This window comes from Streptomyces shenzhenensis, from assembly GCF_003688995.1.
Classification (GTDB): Bacteria; Actinomycetota; Actinomycetes; order Streptomycetales; family Streptomycetaceae; genus Streptomyces; species Streptomyces shenzhenensis_A.
Window position 1 is genome coordinate 1 of record NZ_PENI01000010.1, and the last position, 17,859, is coordinate 17,859.

Below are 17,859 nucleotides of genomic sequence, written 5' to 3' on the forward strand. Positions count from 1 at the left end.
GGTGCCGGGCGGCGAAGCGAGGCAAGCCACGAGACGGCAGCCGCCTGATAGCCACACCCAGCACCCCTGGGCGACCCAACCCTACGAATGGCTCGACCAACCCGATCAAGACGGTAGAGCCGCCTGACGGTTCGGGCTTCGACCGAACGGCGTTCCTGCGGACCCACGTGCGCAGCTCCTCCGGATACGGAGACCGGCGTCCCACCTGGACATCCCTTCCTGGACCACCGAGCCCCACCGTCAGGATGCCCATTCCCCAAGACCAGCCTCACCGGTCCAGCACGTCCGTGGCAGACATGACGCACAGCTCCTGACCTCTGCCAGCAACTGCATGGGTGCCAAATGCGCGCTGCGAGTAATAACGCCCTCCCGTCCCCGGGAGGAAAGGGCTTCTGGCGAGGTATTTCTCTGTATCCCGGCAGGATTCGAACCTGCGACACTCGCTTTAGGCGTTCGATCACGGTGCGGCGCGGCGTGCCGAAGCAGTGCTCGGCGGGCGGTGGTCGATCTGACTGCGGCCGCATCTGTGCGCCATCGTCCGCCGCCGTTGATGTCGACTGGTGATGTCAGCGGAGGGCTCTTGAGGTGCGCGATAGCCTCGCTGGCGTTGTTTCTGGCTCCGACAGACTGGCTGGCTCTGGCGGGGGCCACTGAGTGCCATGAGTGGAGGTGTCCGGTGCAGATCGGCGGCGTTGAGGTGTACGTGAATCACCCGGTGCTGCATCTGGGTGCGACCGATTGGGTTCCCATCTCCCTCGACCTGGGGGACGCCGGTGCGGCCAGTTGCGACACCCATGTTGCGGTCCGTGTCCGGCCCCAGTCGGATCTGATCCGAGTACGAGTCTTCCAGGATTCTGACGACCCTTCGGGTGCCGACCCTTCCTTTACGACCGTGTTCGACGGCCAGCTCCTCCTGCCGGATGGGCGCTTTGCTGTAGGCGATGCCGAGGGGCTCACGCGCTTTGTGCGATTGCTCGGGGACCGAGGAGCTTGGAACGTCCGTGTGGCCGTGGACAATCCGGGACGGGACGCGCGTGCTATCGACGTGACTGTCGGATGGCCTGGCGTGTAGCACCGTCGACGGTCCCCCAAACCCCGGCCGAATGCTGTGACATCAGCTTGGGAAGCGCCGAGCACGAGGCCCTGCCCCCGGGTCCTGGACAGCGAGGTCAGCGCCTACAACCCCGGCCTGCGAGCCGCCTACGGCGTCGGCCCCGACACCGCGGCGCAGTTGCTGGTCACCGCCGGAGCCAATCCCGAACGCATGCGGACCAAGGCATCCTTCACCGCCCTGTGCGGCGTCGCCCCGGTCCCCGCCTCCAGTGGCAGAACGAACCGACACCGCCTGTCCCAGGGCGGAGACCGCGATGCCGACGCGGCCCTCTACCGCATTGCCCTGGTCCGCACGTCCAGCGACTCCACAACCCGCGCATACACGGCACGGCAGACCGCCGCAGGCCGGACGAAGAAGGAGATCATCCGGCTCCTGAAACGAGCCATGGCCCGGGAGATGTTCCGCTACCGTCACCGTCCCCGGCGTCGCCGACCTGTGGCCCCTGCGTCAAGCCAAGAACATCACCCTCACGGCCGTCGCTCAGCACTTCGGTGTCTGGCCCACCACCACCTCCAGACTTGAACGAGGCCTCAGCCGAGACGACGACCTCGCCCATGCCTACCGCGACTGGATCCAGGAGCATCAGCGGTGGTCCTTGGGAAGCCTCCGCGGACGTCTTGCTTGGGCCGTGTGGTCGTTCTTCTGAACTCGTATACCCCAACACGCTTACGTGTATGGACGAGTGGGCAAGTCGCCGTACGACTGCCACCTCGTCGGATGCAACAACCTCCGCACGCCCCGCTGCGCGGCCTGCGCCAAGGTCTACCGTTGGCGACACCTTCCACCTGATCACTGTCGACGGCGAGGCGGCAAGGGCGCCTGCGAACACGTCGCCGCTCACCCCCGGGCTTCGTCACCTTCACCGCCCCCGGCTCGGCCCCCTCCGTAATCGCCGCACCGATGGCCGCCCCTGCCGCTGCGGCAGCCACCACGACGTAGTGATAGCTACGTAGCTGCAACGCTTGAACCGTGAAGGGTCTACTCGAGGGAACCTCTCTTGGTTCTGGCCTTTCTGTCCGTACGCCTCCCTCTTGCCCATCTCGTAGTATCCTTGAAATGCTGCTTTCCCTTGCTTTGCTTCCTCTGGTTGCGCTAGCCTTGGGGAGTCGACACTGACTGGCAAGGGGGAAGGCATGAGCCCAACTATTGACGTTGATGAACAGACCTACCGCTCCATCGAGTTCGCCGCACGCATGGGCAATACCACTGCAGGTGAGGTCGTTGCTCGACTCGTGAGAACCGCAAGCGTGCCGCCCTCTGGGGCGACCGCTACGGACCAAGGTGGCGTGGAGCCTGACCGCAAGGTCGATGTGTACGTCGACTATGAAGGCCATCGCACTCGTGGCAACTATGACCGTGACACGAAGAGGATCGACATCACATCGGGGCCACTTGCCGGGCAGAGCTTCAAGACGCCGACTGGGGCAGCCCGGGCGGTAGTGGCGCACTACAAGCCGGACGTCAACCCGAACCGCAACGGTTGGTCGTTTTGGGTGCTTGATGACGGGTCCGGCGAGTTCCTGCAGACCATCCGGCACTCGACGTGAGTTCGCGGCGAGCGATGCCAGGGGCAAGGACGGGCCTGTGGCACAACCCCTGAAACGCCGAAGGGCCAGCCCAGGAGGGAACCCCTCCTGAGCTGGCCCTTAGCGCTGTGCCCCCGGCAGGATTCGAACCTGCGACACCCGCTTTAGGAGTTCTCTCTGTGCGGGGCTGTGACCTGCGGAAACGTGAGTGGCAGGGTATCTGGCCTGGGAAACACCCCTCCGTAGTTCTCATGTGTTTACAGGGCTTCTCGTCCTCATGTGTGCCTTATCCGTTCCGTGTGGGTACCGATCGGACGGCATGGAGTCCGAGTCTTGGTCCGGTGATCGTGCCACGGTGCGGCGCGGCTTCTCGGACAGATGCATAGCCTTGTGAGGTGCCGAGGCATGAGCCCCGTGTCGGCGCTCGTGAGCCTGTTACGTGAAATGAATCAGACCCACGAGCTGCGCCCGTGAAAGAGTCGAGTGGCGCTTGCGTGCAACGTGGACTAATCGCGCAGTAGGCGCATGGCCAGTATGGAACCGTCGGGATGTACGGAAACGGGGCCGTTCCAGCGTGGAGCCCAGGTGTCGCGTGGCCAAGTGGACTGGCGCGCGTAGATTTCCCGGCGGTACTGTTCCAGCCGTCCTTCCTCAAGGTGGCGGAAGAGATCCTCCGCGACTCCAGAGAATGCCTCGACTCGCTTCCTGTTAAGCCGGAAGATGTGGTCTGTGCCGACGAAGTCGGTACCGAAGAACTGGTGCCGTGCGTCTTGGACGCTGTCCGTAGCTGCGTGCGTAGTTCCTTCGAAGTGTCGTTTTCCTTGTCGCTTCGTCAGGTATGGGATGGTCGCTCTTGTGTCTCCGGCGAAGGCCGTAAGACCAGCGGCAGCTGTGCGAGCAAGCGCGTGTTGAAACCATCCGTAACGTTCGGGACTCACGTGATAGCCGGGTTCGGGCTCTACGGGCTCGTCGCTTTGCGTGGGTGGCTGGATGCCGGGATAGACGTTCTCGTCCTCCAACGCGTGATCAAGAACGTGCTCCGGACCGTCCAGCCAACCTCCTTCTCCGCCCGCCTCCAGAGTGTGGACCGTCAGTGGGCCGTCGAGTGGGAGCTCTGTGCTGAACACCAGACACGGTGTCTCGTCCCATGCTCCGATGTGCACTGCCTCGGCGTGGCCGGAAGCCGAGGCGAGCTGAGCATGGGAGGCGGAGAGCCCGCTGTGGTTGCCCTTGCACGCGATCGGGAAGACGCGAGAAGGCTCGCCGGGCTTCCATACCTCGGCGAAGAACTGTGGTCGGTATCGATAACCCGACTTCGGGCCAGAGTCCCTACTGGTCAGGGCCCACCCTGCGCGCAGAGCTGTGTCAGCCGGCACCATCGAGACGAAGTGGTTCGGATAGCGCCTGTTCAGGAGCCGTGTGGCGAGCGTCAACGCGAAACCGATGCCGAGTTCTCCCGACTGAAGCGCCTTGTAGTACTCCGCGGTCTCCTTGCCCTCGGCGGAGAGGGCCATGAAGGACTCCGAGTTCCCGGTTAGAGCCTGGTTGTACTTCAGGCAGCCCCAGTGCTCGGCGAGACCGCGGCCCGCTCCGCGCCGCGCCAAGGCGATTGCCCGTCCAAAGGTGTGGAGCACATTCCAGGGTGTGAGTTGCGCGGGGCGGCCGAGATCCTTTGCCGGTATGGGGCACAGCTCGGGCTTCCGGCGAAGCCGATCAAGTTCCTTCTCCCTTCTTTGCTTGTCGTCGTACGCCGCCGCGGCGCTCACATCTCCGGCCAGTTCCGGGTTCGAGTGGACCGCGACGTTTGACGGCTCCGCAAGGTCTCTCAGCACTTCTGCCGTGATCTTCAACCTGCTCCCCCTCGTGATCCGATGTGCCTGGGTTGAGCGCCGCGGCCCGGCAGCCACGCCGCGGATTTCTTATGTGCCAGCTCTATGCGTCGGCTTCGGGCTGGCTGGCCGCGAGGTCGTTGAGGGCGCCGTTTACGACGTACCAGGAAACGGTGAGCGTGTCGCGGTCGGGAGTGTGCGCCTCGCGGAACTCACGCCGTGGGTGGACGAAATTGCGGTACTTGCAAACGGCCTGGCTGAAGCGCTCCATGTCGACGTCGATCCAGCCCGCCTGGTGGCAGATGTCGATGAGCGCCTTGAGGCCAATGAAATTAGGGTCCTTGTTGCTCAGCAGGGAGGCGTCGCGCTCCTCGATCACCGTAAGCAGAACGCCTTCGAGGAGGCTGCCCAGCATGATGATGGCCGCGACATGAGCGCCGTTGGCGTAACAGGTACGGGCTTCGTCCAGTCGGCGTTGGAGCAGCGCGGCCATCCGTGGTTCACGGATGATCTCGGCCATGGTGGCCTTGAGCTCGACCGGTGCCTGCTGGCCCGGGTGCGCCATAGCCGGGTCGCAGATGACGATCCTGGGGCGGCCGCCCGGATTTTCCAGGCGGAAACCCTCGTGGACGAGGAAAGTGTTGACCGCGTTGACGACGGTCGGGAGCACATCGGGTTCACCGAGGTACTCGCGTGCATCCGCGAGTCTGAGCAGCACCTTCTCCAACTCGGTGGGGCTATCACGACGAGCAGTGAGGAGCTGGAGAGTCCACTCGCCCCGGTACTCGCCGTCGTACTCGGGCACATTGAGCCACCCGGCGTTCTCCAGGAACTGGGCGATCTCGAAGCCTCTGCGGTAGTAGAGGTGGTCGTCACCGCAGATGACGCGGGTTAGCTCCTTCAAAGTGTTGCCGTCGAGCGGGCCCAGAACGGTTTCTTGCGTCATGCGGCGTCGTCCTCTGCGGTGTCGTCGTCGATTCGGTCGTCGGTCTGTTCGTCCCCGGTGCCCTCGTCGTCGGTGAGCTCGTCCTCCGAGGAGAGGTCGAGCGGCTTCCACTCGGCTTGGGAACCAGCTGTCTGGGCGACTGGAGCGGGGCGCGCGTGGCTGGCGGGCCGGATCTCCTGGCGGTCGAGTTCCTCCCACAGGCCGTCGAGCGCGGCGTCGGGATCGAAGCGGAATTCGCTTTCCCGTACCCGCCAGAACTCCCAGCCCACGCGCTTCAGTTCGCGGTCCCGCCGCTGGTCGTTCTCGATCTGCTCCCGTGTGGCGTGGTGGAAGGCGTCGCCATCGCACTCGACGGCGAGACGGCCGCGGGCACCCACGACCACCAGGTCGATGCGCTTGCTGCCGGCCGGGAACTGCGGGATCACGTGGTAGCCCCGCTGCTTGATCATCAGATACACCTGCTGTTCGAAGAGCGAGTCGAAGGGAGCCCTGCGTACGTCCGGCAGCACCGGTCCGATGTCGTCGGCGGCCTCCAACGCGGCGGGCGGATTCTCCATGTACGTCAGGAGGTTGAGCCGCAGGTCATGCGGTTTGAGACGGTCCGGCGGGACCGAATAGAAGAGCCACATCTGGTCCTGGGCCCTGCTGGCGGCGACGTTGTACGACTGCTGCTCGCTCTTGTTCCCGCCCACTGCGCGCGGCGGGTTCGTCACGACCATGGACAGCAGGATGATGTGACGCTCGTCGCCCTGGAACGAGGCCGCGTTGCCGACACGGATCCGGTGACGCTCGCGCACGGTGACCGGCAGTCGCTCGATGAGGGACTCCAGGAGCTTGATCTGCCCGAAGCCCTGGAGCACGATCACGCCCATGGTTTTGTCCTGATAGGAGGGGTCCTCGGCCAGGCGAGCCAGGCAGTCGACGATCGCCTCGGCCTCCTTGGGGTTGTGGACACGGCTTTCGCGGCCCGCGACCACGGCGCCTTCGACGAAGTGGGTACGCAACGGGTCCAGCCGTTCGGCGCCGTACTGACGCAGAGGCAGGAGCTTGTTGTTGTAGAACGTGCTGGAGGACCAGTTGATGATCTCGGGCACACAGCGGAAGTGCTCTTCGAGGCGGATTACCTGCGGGAAGAAGGTGGACAGCAACTGGTACAGGTTGGTGTGCGGCGTGTAGAGCTGGCGCAGTCGGCTGGGCATGTCCGGCAGATGGGCGGTCAGCTTGTCCTGGATAGCTTGGTGACGGCCGTTGCGTGTGAGGGCGGGCGCGCACTGTTTGTCGTCACCGACGACGATCACGCGGGGAGCCAGCCACAGGAGGAACAGTGCGTCCATGCCCGCCTGGCTGGCTTCGTCCACGATGACTACGTCAAAGGCGTCCCGCCTCGCCTGCACCATCTCGGCGACCTGAGGGATGGGCATGACCCACGCGGGCACCGCGTCCTGAGCCACGGACATCGCATCGCGTGCCGCAGCTTTGAAGAGGCCCGTGTTCTTTCCCTTGCCCTTGCCGAGGGACGCCATATGCGTTCGGTACGCCTGAAGCGCCGAGCGCTGTTCCTGCGTCATCCGTTCCAGGCAGTACAACCGGCCCCAGGCTGCGGCGAGTTCACCGGTCACCTGCTCCAGTCGGTCTTCGTGCTCGCTCAGGTCGCCTTCGAGCTTGCGCTCCAGCCCGGGCGTGCGCTGCCTGTCCAGAAACTGCGAAGCCTTCGCCCACGACCACGCCCGCTCCAGGGAGCCCAGCCGTTCCTCCCAGTCGGGGTCGTCGGCGTTGTGGACGAGGCGGCCCGCGAGCAAGGAGTGGCCGGCGTGCAGGGCGCCCAGCAACTCGGCGCACCGGCGTGTGCGGTGCTCCCGCTGGTGCGCGGTGGCCAGTGCCTCCAGGGCCTCGGCATAAGCCTCCACATCCTGGTCGCGGAGAGCCTGTACCAGGGCTATGGACTCAGTGGCTGGCTGCGTGCCGTTGACGGGGGTACGAAGGAGTTCGTCCCACGCGGCCAGCTGTCCAACGGCCTCGTCGGCGGCCCGTCGGCCACGGAGTGCGGCGACACCGGCGTTGAAGTCCTGCCATGCCCGGCAGGAGGCGATCGTCAGCCGTACGCCGTGACGTACAAGAAGCTCGTCGATTCGGTCCCGGGCCGAACCGAATGCCTGTATGTGCTCAAGGCGCTCGGCGCGTGCGGTCAGTTCGGCCAGCCGCACCTCCACGTCCCCCGGCGGGACCGCGGTGTTCACCTGCTGCCAGCGCGTGGCCGCGCCGGCGAGCGCGGAGTGTGCCCGGAGGTGGGCCAGCACGGCGTCCAGATCTTCAGCCGTCTGCGGCGCGCGGCCGTCGACAGTGCAGCAGTCCAACAATTCTCTGGCGTCCTTCTGCGCCTTGCCCGGGAACCGGGACCGCAGTGTCTTGCCCGTGGCCAGGTGGGCCCGGAGAGCGGCACCCGCGGTTGTCAGTTGGCCTGCCTTCTGGGCGGTCAGTTCCTCGGGCACGGTCACCAGGCGCAGACCCAGCGCATCCACGTCCCGCACGACGTCGCGGATGTCGTCGGTGACGGCTGTCACACGCTGCCACAGTCCGAGGTCGGACCGCGAGAGCCGGTCCGTCAGCGCCCGGGTGATCCAGGAACCGGGATCCCAGCGCGTGGCGTCGGCAGGCATTCCGAGGTGGTGAAGGGCCGTCTCGCAGGCATCGAGCAGAGAGGCCAGCTCGGAGGTCACGGACTCGTCGAGATGGGCGAGTACGTTCCGGATCTCGACGGCCTCCGCGGACAGACCCTCATCGCTGAGGCTGCTGGCCGCGAATACGTCTGCGACGCGCCGTGGCGAAGGAAGCTCGGCAGGTACGGGAAGCGCGCCGCCGGAACGCGGTTCACCCGCGCCGCCACGCAACAGCACGAGCAGTTCGTGGGCCTCCTCGGAAGCCAGCGGCGGGACGTCCTCGGCGGTGTCGGGCAGACGGCCGATCCATCCGAACTCCTCGGCACCGGCATGGACCCGCTCCACGATCTCGGCGAGCGTTCCTGCGTATCCCGGTGCCACACTCCGATGTCGGTACTCGGCCTCTCGGAGCGAGATCACCTGCTCCGTGAGCGTCTCGATCCGTCCCCGCACTTCGTCCCGCTCGCCGGTGAGGCGGCGGATCTCAGCGCGTAGTTCGGCAGGGTCGCTGGCGGCCACCTGGTCGGTGAGCGCGTTGATGGTGCGCTCCAGCTCGCCCTCGCTCTCGCCGTCGTGGCGAGTGGAGCTGAGGAGCAGGACGCACAAGTCCCTTACCGGATGCGGAAGTTTGTCCCGCAACACGGTGAGCGGCTGGTCGCGGGCACTGGTCACGAGTACCCGCTGGCCCTGTGCGAGCAATGCCGAGACAAGGTTGGCGATCGTATGGGTCTTGCCCGTCCCTGGCGGCCCCTGGACCACCACACCGGTGTCGTGTTCCAGACGCCCCAGCACACTGCGCTGCTGAGCGTTCGTCTTGCCCGGGAAGAGAGGATCGTCACCGAAGAGCGGCGCCCTCTGGGCCCCGTCCCAGGTGGAACGGTCGGCGGTCTCGATGTTCATGGCCATCTGGGCCAGGCCGAGCGGTGCCCGGCCATCCGAGGCCACCGTCTCGGCGATGTGGTCGTAGAACCGCAGCAGCGAGTTGAGGTTACGTGGGCGCATGACCAGGGCCGGTGCGTAGGTGAGACGCGCTCCCGGTTCGGGTGCGCGGGGTGGCTCCCACGCTGCGCTGAAGCCCATGGGCCGCGTGGTCGCCCGCTCCTGCCATTGCGCGACCTGCTCCAGTGCCTCGGGCCCCAGCGGATCCATCCCGCGAGCCGTGATCTCCTCCGAGAGAGCGGCCCCGCGCTCGCGTACCCAACCGTCGTCACTGTCCAGGAAGTCCTGGTCTTCGAGACGCAGGGCGCTCTCCGACGACAGCTGCACCGTCAGTCGCGCCGTCCGGCGATCCACCGACGTCTCCACCCGATGGGTGAACAGATGGCGGTGCACTACGTCACCGTCCGGGGCGACCCAGGTCAAAAGCCCTACGCCCAGGACGAGTTCCGTCTGGCCGTCCTCCCGGGTCAGCTTCTGGTGCCACGCGTACATCCGGTCGTAGAGCTCGCGGAGCGGTCGCTCCGCGAGCTCCCGCGCTGCCCACCGGCGCCAGCGATCCAGCCATGTGCCGTAGGCCCGCAGCACCTCGCCGGCCTCTTCACGGCGCAGGGTGCTTTCATCCGCCGGCCGCTCCCTCTCGTCCGCGACGCGCACCAGTTCGCCCCCCGGCCCCTCCTCCGCAAGAGGAGGATCACCCCCGTCGGGGTCCAGGCAGCGCGTCGGCTCGACCCAGCCGTCGAGCGAGTCGGGCAGATCGGGCGGCGCACTCTGCGGCACATGGTCGAGTGTCAGCAGCACGCCGTCAGGGCGTGGTGCCGGCCTGCGGACGGGCTCCGGCAGCCTGGCCAGCCACAGGCGTTCACGGTTGCGGTCGTCACGCTGTCGCTGGTGGCTGCTGTGGACCATGTCGCGTAGGAAGTTGATCAGCCCCGCTGTTTGCCCGATGACATCGGGATCACTCGCGTGGCGTCGCGGATCGTTCACCGTTCTCCTCTCGGCCGCTGACGAACGTTTCAGGATGGGGGTCGGTCAGGAGTGCAACAACGAGCTCTGGGCAGGATGACCGGATCTGTTTCCCAGCTCCGGCGACGTGCGCGTCGCTGAATGGCCTTGTCGCGGATGTGCCGAACGGTCTGAGAGGAGCGCGCTCCACGTGCTCGTGGCAGGCGCCTCTACGCAGGTGAAAAGCGATGTGGAGAGGTCGGCGGGAGATACCGGCACGCACTTGCATGCGGGGTGCCGAGGGCAGGCGAACGTAGGGCTGAGCCCGCGACGAATGATGACCGGTTATGGTGCAAACCGGACGTCCGGCTTAAGGAATGGAGCGCGGAGGTGCCCACGTCGTGAGGCAGCGCGAATACTGGTAGTGCCCGGAAGCGAGGTTGGTCCCAAGGCCCACCCGACGGGCAGACCAGGACGCCTCCCCTGAGGAAGAAACCAGGTCAGCGGATGAAACGTGGTGCCCCTGGCAGGGTTCGAACCTGCGACACCCGCTCTATCCCGTCTGCTCAGGAGACGCCCCGGTCGCCAGTGATCGCCCGCGACCACCCCCGTTGATGTCAAAAGTAGATGTCAAAGGCCCCGGACCATGATCGGTCCGGGGCCTTTTGGCTGGTGCCCCCGGCAGGATTCGAACCTGCGACACCCGCTTTAGGAGAGCGGTGCTCTATCCCCTGAGCTACGAAGGCGGGGATCTGTCGGGGAGCGGGGCTGAGGTGCGGTTGTAGGTGGACGAACCGTACTCAGTCGGGATCCCGGCAGAGTCGTGGTGGTGCGGCCGAGGATGACTGCGCCACCGCGGCCAGTGTAGCGGGTGGCCTGGGGGACGGAGGTGGAACAGCACCCGGGGCCGATCCTTCGAAGGTGGATGAAGAGGGTGGGGTTGAGGGGGCAGGGTCGGTGGTTGTCCCTGTCCGCCGTCCCCCGCAACAGCGCCGTGTCCCGTTCCAGCGTTCCAAGGCTGCTGGATCTTCCCTGTTCAGAGCACGTTTCGGCGTTCCAGCGTGCCCAACTGGCCGGCGTACGTGGCGGCTGGGACGGATCGGCCCGCACGCTTCTGCCATCCGAGCACCACAGCCACCCGAACAGTGAAGGGGCAGCACCATGTCCGGCATCCGAAACTCCCGTACCCGTCTTGTCGGCGCCGCCGCCACCGTCGTTCTTGCCGCGCTCTCCCTGACCGCGTGCAACGACGGAACGGGCGTCACCGACGAAGGCGCCTCGACGGGCGCCTCCACCACCGGCTCGGCTCCCGCGGACGCCCCCGCCTCCGGCGCGTCCTCCCAGGGGGAGCCCACGGCGCCCGTCGGCTCCGAGCCGGCCGCGAACACCGCCGCCCCGAAGGGCCCGTCCTCCGCCGGCAAGCCCGTCACCTGCGAAGGCTCCACCACCAAGACCGTCGCCGCCCCGCTGAACCGCCCCGTCAACCACATGCTGCTCACCGTCACCAACACCGGCAGCAAGCCCTGCTTCCTCTACACCTACCCCGCCGTGCGCTTCGGCGAGGCCCAGGCCGTGCCGCCGGTCATCGAGGACTCCCGGCCGCAGGCCGTCGTCACCCTCGCCCCGGGCGAGTCCGGCTACGCCTCCGTCAACCTGTCCGCCGCCGACGGCAGCGGCACCAACGGCCGGACCGAGAAGTCCCTGACCGTCTACTTCCACGGCCGCTCCGGCAACGAGAGCGTCGGCGCCGGCGCCCACCCCGCGCTGCCCGCGAAGGGCGTCTACGTCGACGACTCGCTGGAGGTCACCTACTGGCAGCAGTCGATGGACGACGCCCTCACCTGGTGACGCCTGCGGCGTACGGTCCGAGGGCGGTGGCCCGGGCCGCGGTCAGGTGACGCAGTCCTCCAGGGTCCGGCGGGCCGCGTGGGTGGCCACGTTCACCGCGGCCACCGCCCGGCCCGCGCGGTCGCGGACCGGCCAGGGACGCCGGTTCGTTCAAGTGGTGGGCCAGGGCGGTCAGGTACGGGGTGGCCAGCTGGGGGAGGGGTGCGCGTCCGTCGTGCTCTGCGGCAGCCCCGTGCGGCGCCGACCGTTGATCCGTTCGCTCGGGCCTGGCGGCGGCGCCCGCGGCCCCATGGTGTGCGTGAGCGGCATCACGCTCGCCCGCCCTGAACCTCCGCCTCCGCGTGCGTACGTCTTCTACCCCCGCGCCACCCGTACCTTGTAGTCCCCGTTGGGCTCCTTGGCCGTCACCTCGATCGTGATCTTCCGGCGGGGGTCCTTGAAGGTTTCGCCGGGGGCGAAGGGGGCGTCGGAGAGTTCGGCGTGGACGTTGGGGCTGCGCGTACAGCCGCCGCTGTCGCGGTGGGCGTCGTACACCGTGACGGGTCCGCGGCCGGTGTCGACGTTCGCGTCGACCTTGTAGACGAGGACGCCGGGGTGGCACACGGCCTCGTCGTTGCCGCCGGTGGTGCGCACTTCGAGGGCGTAGCCGGTGTGCGCGGCGAGCGGGACGAAGATGAGTTTCCGGCCGCCGGCCCGGAACAGCGGGGACAGCGTGTACTCCTTGGTGCCCGAGGTGGCCGCGCAGCTCACCTGGTCGACGTCCAGCCAGCCCAGCTTCCACTTGTGCCAGCCGAGCAGGTCGTTGTTGGCGCCCCAGTCCTCGCTCATGATGTCCCAGTGGCCGACCGAGCCGCCGCCGTCCTGGGTGTAGAGGTCGGGCAGGCCGAAGACGTGGCCGTTCTCGTGGGGGAGTACGCGGTAGCCGGTACGGGCGTAGGAGCCGGAGCCGTCGTCCTGGCGGGAGTAGACGAAGGACGCGTTGGCGACGGCGACGCCGTCGGCTGTGGGCGCCTCCCCGTTGCCGGCGAAGGTCACCGACAGCACCGTGTCCAGGGCGGAGGGGCCGGCGTCGGGGCTGACCAGCACGTTCAGGAGGTCGTAGTCCCGGAAGTCGACGGTCGGGTCGGCGGCGGTCACGATGTCCTGGACCAGTTGGCGGTAGCCGGGGTCGAAGGGGGCGCCGCGTTCTATGCCGTAGTCCTGGAACGCCTTCGGCATCCGCAGCCAGGTCGGGATGGGGGTCTCGGCGCGGTAGTCGAGACGGCCGTAGGAGGCGGTGTGGAACCACTCCTGGGTCTGCGGGAAGAACTCGCGGAAGCGGTCGAGGGCGTCGCCCTCGCCGGGTGCGTCGGGGAAGTCGACCATCACGGTCAGCGCGCGGACGGTGCCGGTGGAGCGGGCGTAGCCGCCGGCGGTGGGGACGCCCTCGGTCATCTGTATCTCGCGGGCGCCGTTGATCAGGCACGGGGCGAGGGCGGCGATGCGGGTGAGGCCGGCGGCGGAGCCGGCTCCTGCGGCGGTGGCGCCCGGTGCGAGGCGGCCGGTTCCGGCGGAGGTGCTGACCGCCAGGGTCAGGGCGGTCACGGACGCGAGAGCGGCCACGCGCCGCGAGCGTATCCGACGGGCGAACGGCTGCGACTGCATGCAGAGGCCTTTCGCTCCACGGCAGCCGCCGGTCCCTGGCTGCACCTATGCGATCACCCTGTGTCGACAGGGCGCAGAGCGCGCGCTGGAGGAGACCGATCGTGGTATTTCCGTGGCGGGGATGTGAGTCAGGTCACAGGAATTCTTCATGGGGGCGGGAAATAACCGGGGATCCTCTCCCCGTTTAGACCTGTGTCCGAGCGGAAACGGGGAGTCCCTCCCCGGATTCCGCGCCCCGAATCGATCAAGCCCGAGTCGATCGAGCTCACATCGATCAAGCCCGAGTCCATCGGGCCGAGTCGAGCGAGCCGAATCACGTCGGGCGAGCCCGTCCAGCCGACCGAGGAGTACGCCGTGCAGACCGCGACCGCCGTGCAGCGCAAGGCAGCCAGGCCCCGCGCCGACGCCCTGCGCAACCGGGAGCGGATCGTCAACGCCGCCCGGGAGATTTTCGTCGAGCACGGTTCGGACGTGCCGCTCGACGACATCGCCCGCCGGGCCGGTGTCGGCAACGCCACGCTGTACCGCAACTTCCCCGACCGCGACGCCCTCGTGCGCGAGGTCGTCTGCTCCGTGATGGACCGTATGGCGCAGGCGGCGGAGCAGGCGCTCGCGGAGACCGGGGACGCCTTCGAGGCGCTGGAGCGTCTCGTGCACGTCGCCGCGGACGAGCGGATCAGCGCGCTGTGCCCGATGGTCTCCAGCGCCTTCGACCAGAGCCACCCCGATCTGAAGGCCGCGCGGGAGCGCACCGAGGGCCTCGTCGACGAGGTCATGGACCGGGCCAGAACGGCAGGCCAGCTCCGGCCGGACGTGGGCGTCGGCGATGTCATGGTCGCCGTGGCCCAGCTGTCCCGGCCGCCGGCCGGCCTCGGCTGCCTCAAAGTGGACCGCTTCGTCCACCGGCACCTTCAGCTGTTCCTGGACGGGTTGCGGGCCCCGGCCCGCTCCGCCCTGCCGGGCGCGGCGACGACCATGGAGGATCTGCGCCAGGCCTGACGCTCAGTTCCGGGCCGTGGACCGGTCCTCATTCACAACGTCCGTCACGTCCATCACGCCAATCGCGTCCGTTACGTCCATCGCGCCTTTCGCCTCGCGCGGATCCTCGTCCGGCACGTCCTTCTTCTCACTCACACGACCTTGCGGCCGTCAGCGGCGACGCGCCGTCCTGTTTCGATCACCTGATCCGTCACGACGTCCCGGCCTTCCCTGCTGAAGGTCAAGAAGTCCCCAAGTCCCGAAATGGGTACCCCCATGTCTGAAACAGCTACCAAGGCTCCCGGCGTCCCCGACGCCAACCGCTGGAAAGCGCTCGTCTTCATCGCGCTCGCCCAGCTGATGGTGGTCCTCGACGCCACCATCGTGAACATCGCCCTGCCCTCCGCCCAGCAGGACCTGGGCATCTCCGACGGCAACCGGCAGTGGGTCGTCACGGCCTACGCCCTCGCGTTCGGCGGACTGCTCCTGTTCGGCGGCCGGATCGCCGACCTCTGGGGCCGCAAGCGCGCCTTCGTCGTGGGCCTGGTCGGTTTCGCCGCCGCCTCCGCGCTCGGCGGCGCCGCGACCAGCGGCGCGATGATGTTCGGCGCCCGCGCCCTCCAGGGCGTCTTCGGCGCTCTGCTCGCGCCCGCCGCGCTGTCCCTGCTCGCCGTGATGTTCACGGACGCCCGGGAGCGCGCCAAGGCGTTCGGCATCTACGGTGCGATCGCCGGTGGCGGCGGCGCCGTCGGCTTCATCCTCGGCGGCGTGCTCACCGAGTACCTGGACTGGCGCTGGACGTTCTTCGTCAACATCCCGTTCGCGATCATCGCGGCGGCCGGCGCCTACTTCGTCATCCGTGAGCCGGAGGGCAGCCGTAACCGTTCCCCGCTCGACGTCCCCGGCGTCGTCCTGTCCACGCTGGGCCTGGTCTCGCTGGTCTACGGCTTCACCCGCGCCGAGTCCGACGGCTGGAGCGACTCGATGACGATCGCGCTGTTCGTCGGGTCGGCGGTGCTGCTGCTGGCCTTCGTGGTCACCGAGGCCCGGGTCAAGGCCCCGCTGCTGCCGCTGCGCGTGATCACCGACCGCAACCGCGGCGGCGTCTACCTCTCGCTGGGTCTCGCGATCATCGCGATGTTCGGCACCTTCCTGTTCCTCACCTACTACCTGCAGGTCGTCAAGGGCTACTCGCCGATCCAGAGCGGCTTCGCCTTCCTGCCGATGGTCGCGGGCATGATCACCGGTTCGACGCAGATCGGTACCCGCCTGATGACCCGGGTCGCGCCCCGGCTGCTGATGGGTCCGGGCTTCCTAGTTGCCGCGGCGGGCATGTTCCTGCTGGCCCAGCTGGAGATCGGCTCGACGTACGTCTCGCTGGTGCTGCCCGCGATGGTGCTGCTCGGCCTCGGCATGGGCACGGCGTTCATGCCCGCCATGTCGCTGGCCACGCAGGGCGTCGAGCCGCGGGACGCCGGTGTCGCCTCCGCGATGGTCAACACCTCGCAGCAGGTGGGCGGTGCGATCGGCACGGCCCTGCTGAACACGATCGCGGCCTCCGCGACCACCTCGTACATCACGGACCACATCGCGACCGCGGCCAACGGGCAGCAGCGGCAGCTGGTCCAGCTCCAGGGCATGGTGGAGGGCTACACCAGCGCCATCTGGTGCGCCGTCGGCATCCTGGTGGTGGCCGCGGCCATCGCCCTGACCCTCGTCAACGCCGGCCGTCCGGGCAGCGGCACGGCGGCCGCCGGTGCGGGCGCCGAGGACGACGTGGCGGTGCCGGTGGTCGCCCACTGAGGCACCGGGGTACCCGCTCGGCACCTGTCGTGCGGGCGCGGAAGGGGACGCCGCGCGCGTACGACGTCCGGGACCCGCCCGGCTCGCCGGGTGAGGTCCGCGGCCTGCCCCGGCTCCCGGGGTGAGCGGCTCAGCGGAGCCAGGGCAGGTCCGCACCCGCCTCGTTCGGCTGAAGGCCCTCGGCGACGATCTCCATGATCTCGCCGAGGGTCTTCTGCTGCTCGGGGGTCAGCCGCTCGAACAGCGCCTGGCGTACGGCCGCCACATGGCCCGGCGCGGTGCGCCGCAGCACTTCGAGGCCCTCCTCGGTCAGCACCGCGAACTGGCCACGCTTGTCGGCGGGGCAGTCCTCGCGGCGCACCCAGCCGTTCTTCTCCAGGCGGGCGACGGCGTGCGAGAGGCGGGAGCGGGTGATCTTCGCGCTCATGGCCAGCTCGGTCATCCGCAGCCGGCGGCGCGGGGCCTCGGCGAGCTGGACGAGCAGCGCGTAGTAGATGTGCGGCATGCCCGCGTCACGCTGTAGCTGGCGGTCGAGGTGGTCCTCCAGCAGGGTGGTGGCATGCAGGTACGAGCGCCACACGCGCTGTTCCTCGGCGGTGAGCCAGCGCTGCTGCGGGGTGGAGCCGGATGCCGTGTTCATGGGTCCACTGTACGAGGCATCTCCTTGAAAATTGAACAAGTCGGGCGTACCTTGTCTGGGGAGAGCTTGAGACTTAAAGCAATCGGATGCGGGTCGCCGTGGCGCCCCGTCCGCCGGAGGGAGCCGCCGTCATGTCCGCCGCCACGCAGGAGCGCATGCCCGCCCTCTATCTGAGCCACGGCGCCCCGCCGCTCGCCGACGACCCGGTCTGGCCCGGCCAGCTCGCCGCCTGGTCCGCCGGTCTGCCGCGCCCCAAGGCCATCCTCATGGTCTCCGCCCACTGGGAGGAGGCGCCGCTCGCCGTCGGCGCCGTCAGGACCGTCCCCCTCGTGTACGACTTCTGGGGCTTCCCCGAGCACTACTACCAGGTCACCTACGCGGCCCCCGGCGCCCCGGAGCTGGCCGAGTCCGTGCGCAAGCTGCTCCGCGCCCCCGGCACACCGGTCCAGGACATCCCGGACCGCGGCCTCGACCACGGCGCGTACGTCCCCCTCGTCGAGATGTTCCCCGCGGCCGACATCCCCGTCCTGCAGATCTCCATGCCGACCCTCGACCCGGTCCGTCTGATGGAGATCGGCCGCAGGCTGGCGCCGCTGCGCGACGAGGGCGTGCTGATCGTCGGCTCCGGCTTCTTCACCCACAACCTGGCCGCGCTGCGGCACACGGGCGGCGGGGTGCCCACCTGGTCGTCCGAGTTCGACGACTGGGGCCGCCGGGCCCTCGAAGCCCGCGACTGGGACGCGCTGCTCGACTTTCTCGACAAGGCCCCGGCCGGCCGCTACGCCCATCCCCGTACCGAGCACTTCGCTCCACTGTTCGTGACCATGGGGGCGGCGGACGACGGGAACGGTCCGGCGGTGCCGCAGTCGGTGATCGACGGGTTCTGGCTGGGGATGGCGAAGCGGTCGGTGCAGTTCGGCTGACCGCCGTGCGGGCCCTCCGGGTGCGATTGCCGTCCCGGGGGGCTCACGGCTTTGTGGAGCAGCGTGCCGG

General features: G+C 68.2%; 13 protein-coding genes and 1 tRNA gene. 7 read left to right on the forward strand and 7 right to left on the reverse strand.

Annotated elements, in window-relative coordinates; translation table 11 throughout:
* Positions 1–676: 676 nt before the first annotated feature.
* The 3 genes from CTZ28_RS17435 to CTZ28_RS17450 all read left to right on the forward strand — a co-directional run bounded on the left by CTZ28_RS17435 (position 677) and on the right by CTZ28_RS17450 (position 2,661).
* Positions 677–1,072, forward strand: coding sequence for a hypothetical protein (locus CTZ28_RS17435; RefSeq protein WP_121890347.1), 396 nt, complete (start codon positions 677–679; stop codon positions 1,070–1,072).
* A gap of 36 nt (positions 1,073–1,108) precedes the next feature.
* Positions 1,109–1,636 (forward strand): transposase, encoded by a 528-nt coding sequence (locus CTZ28_RS47720; protein ID WP_121890348.1) that lies wholly within the window; start codon positions 1,109–1,111, stop codon positions 1,634–1,636.
* Between the two features lie 611 nt (positions 1,637–2,247).
* Entirely contained in the window at positions 2,248–2,661 is a 414-nt protein-coding gene (locus CTZ28_RS17450) for a hypothetical protein (protein WP_121890349.1), read from the forward strand.
* 485 nt (positions 2,662–3,146) lie between these two features.
* On the opposite strand, the gene CTZ28_RS17455 is transcribed toward CTZ28_RS17450, so the two are convergent.
* The 4 genes from CTZ28_RS17455 to CTZ28_RS17475 form a co-directional block, all read right to left on the reverse strand.
* Entirely contained in the window at positions 3,147–4,490 is a 1,344-nt protein-coding gene (locus tag CTZ28_RS17455; protein ID WP_121890350.1) for a hypothetical protein, read from the reverse strand.
* A gap of 82 nt (positions 4,491–4,572) precedes the next feature.
* Positions 4,573–5,415: a carbohydrate kinase family protein gene (locus CTZ28_RS47045; RefSeq protein WP_183154443.1), complete on the reverse strand. Its 843-nt coding sequence runs from the start codon at positions 5,413–5,415 to the stop codon at positions 4,573–4,575.
* Complete coding sequence (locus tag CTZ28_RS17470) at positions 5,412–9,995, reverse strand: AAA domain-containing protein (protein ID WP_121890352.1); 4,584 nt, start codon at positions 9,993–9,995, stop codon at positions 5,412–5,414. Before CTZ28_RS17470 ends, CTZ28_RS47045 begins: the two co-directional genes overlap by 4 nt.
* Positions 9,996–10,623: 628 nt before the next feature.
* Positions 10,624–10,699, reverse strand: a tRNA-Arg gene (locus tag CTZ28_RS17475).
* A gap of 415 nt (positions 10,700–11,114) precedes the next feature.
* Between CTZ28_RS17475 and CTZ28_RS17480 the strand changes: the two genes are divergently transcribed.
* Positions 11,115–11,801, forward strand: coding sequence for a DUF4232 domain-containing protein (locus tag CTZ28_RS17480; protein WP_121890353.1), 687 nt, complete (start codon positions 11,115–11,117; stop codon positions 11,799–11,801).
* A gap of 354 nt (positions 11,802–12,155) precedes the next feature.
* On the opposite strand, the gene CTZ28_RS17485 is transcribed toward CTZ28_RS17480, so the two are convergent.
* On the reverse strand, positions 12,156–13,445 hold the full coding sequence (locus CTZ28_RS17485; RefSeq protein WP_121890354.1) for a M6 family metalloprotease domain-containing protein: 1,290 nt from the start codon (positions 13,443–13,445) through the stop codon (positions 12,156–12,158).
* Positions 13,446–13,799: 354 nt separating this feature from the next.
* On the opposite strand from CTZ28_RS17485, the gene CTZ28_RS17490 reads away from it, so the two are divergent.
* Entirely contained in the window at positions 13,800–14,444 is a 645-nt protein-coding gene (locus CTZ28_RS17490) for a TetR/AcrR family transcriptional regulator (protein ID WP_121890355.1), read from the forward strand.
* A gap of 3 nt (positions 14,445–14,447) precedes the next feature.
* On the opposite strand, the gene CTZ28_RS48330 is transcribed toward CTZ28_RS17490, so the two are convergent.
* Positions 14,448–14,579: a hypothetical protein gene (locus tag CTZ28_RS48330; RefSeq protein ID WP_259471677.1), complete on the reverse strand. Its 132-nt coding sequence runs from the start codon at positions 14,577–14,579 to the stop codon at positions 14,448–14,450.
* A 120-nt stretch (positions 14,580–14,699) separates the two neighbouring features.
* Between CTZ28_RS48330 and CTZ28_RS17495 the strand changes: the two genes are divergently transcribed.
* A complete protein-coding gene (locus tag CTZ28_RS17495) occupies positions 14,700–16,226 on the forward strand; it encodes an MFS transporter (protein ID WP_121890356.1) in 1,527 nt (508 codons plus the stop codon).
* Positions 16,227–16,356: 130 nt separating this feature from the next.
* On the opposite strand, the gene CTZ28_RS17500 is transcribed toward CTZ28_RS17495, so the two are convergent.
* Positions 16,357–16,866, reverse strand: coding sequence for a MarR family winged helix-turn-helix transcriptional regulator (locus tag CTZ28_RS17500; RefSeq protein WP_121890357.1), 510 nt, complete (start codon positions 16,864–16,866; stop codon positions 16,357–16,359).
* A 131-nt stretch (positions 16,867–16,997) separates the two neighbouring features.
* On the opposite strand from CTZ28_RS17500, the gene CTZ28_RS17505 reads away from it, so the two are divergent.
* Complete coding sequence (locus CTZ28_RS17505) at positions 16,998–17,789, forward strand: dioxygenase family protein (RefSeq protein WP_121890583.1); 792 nt, start codon at positions 16,998–17,000, stop codon at positions 17,787–17,789.
* Positions 17,790–17,859: the final 70 nt, after the last annotated feature.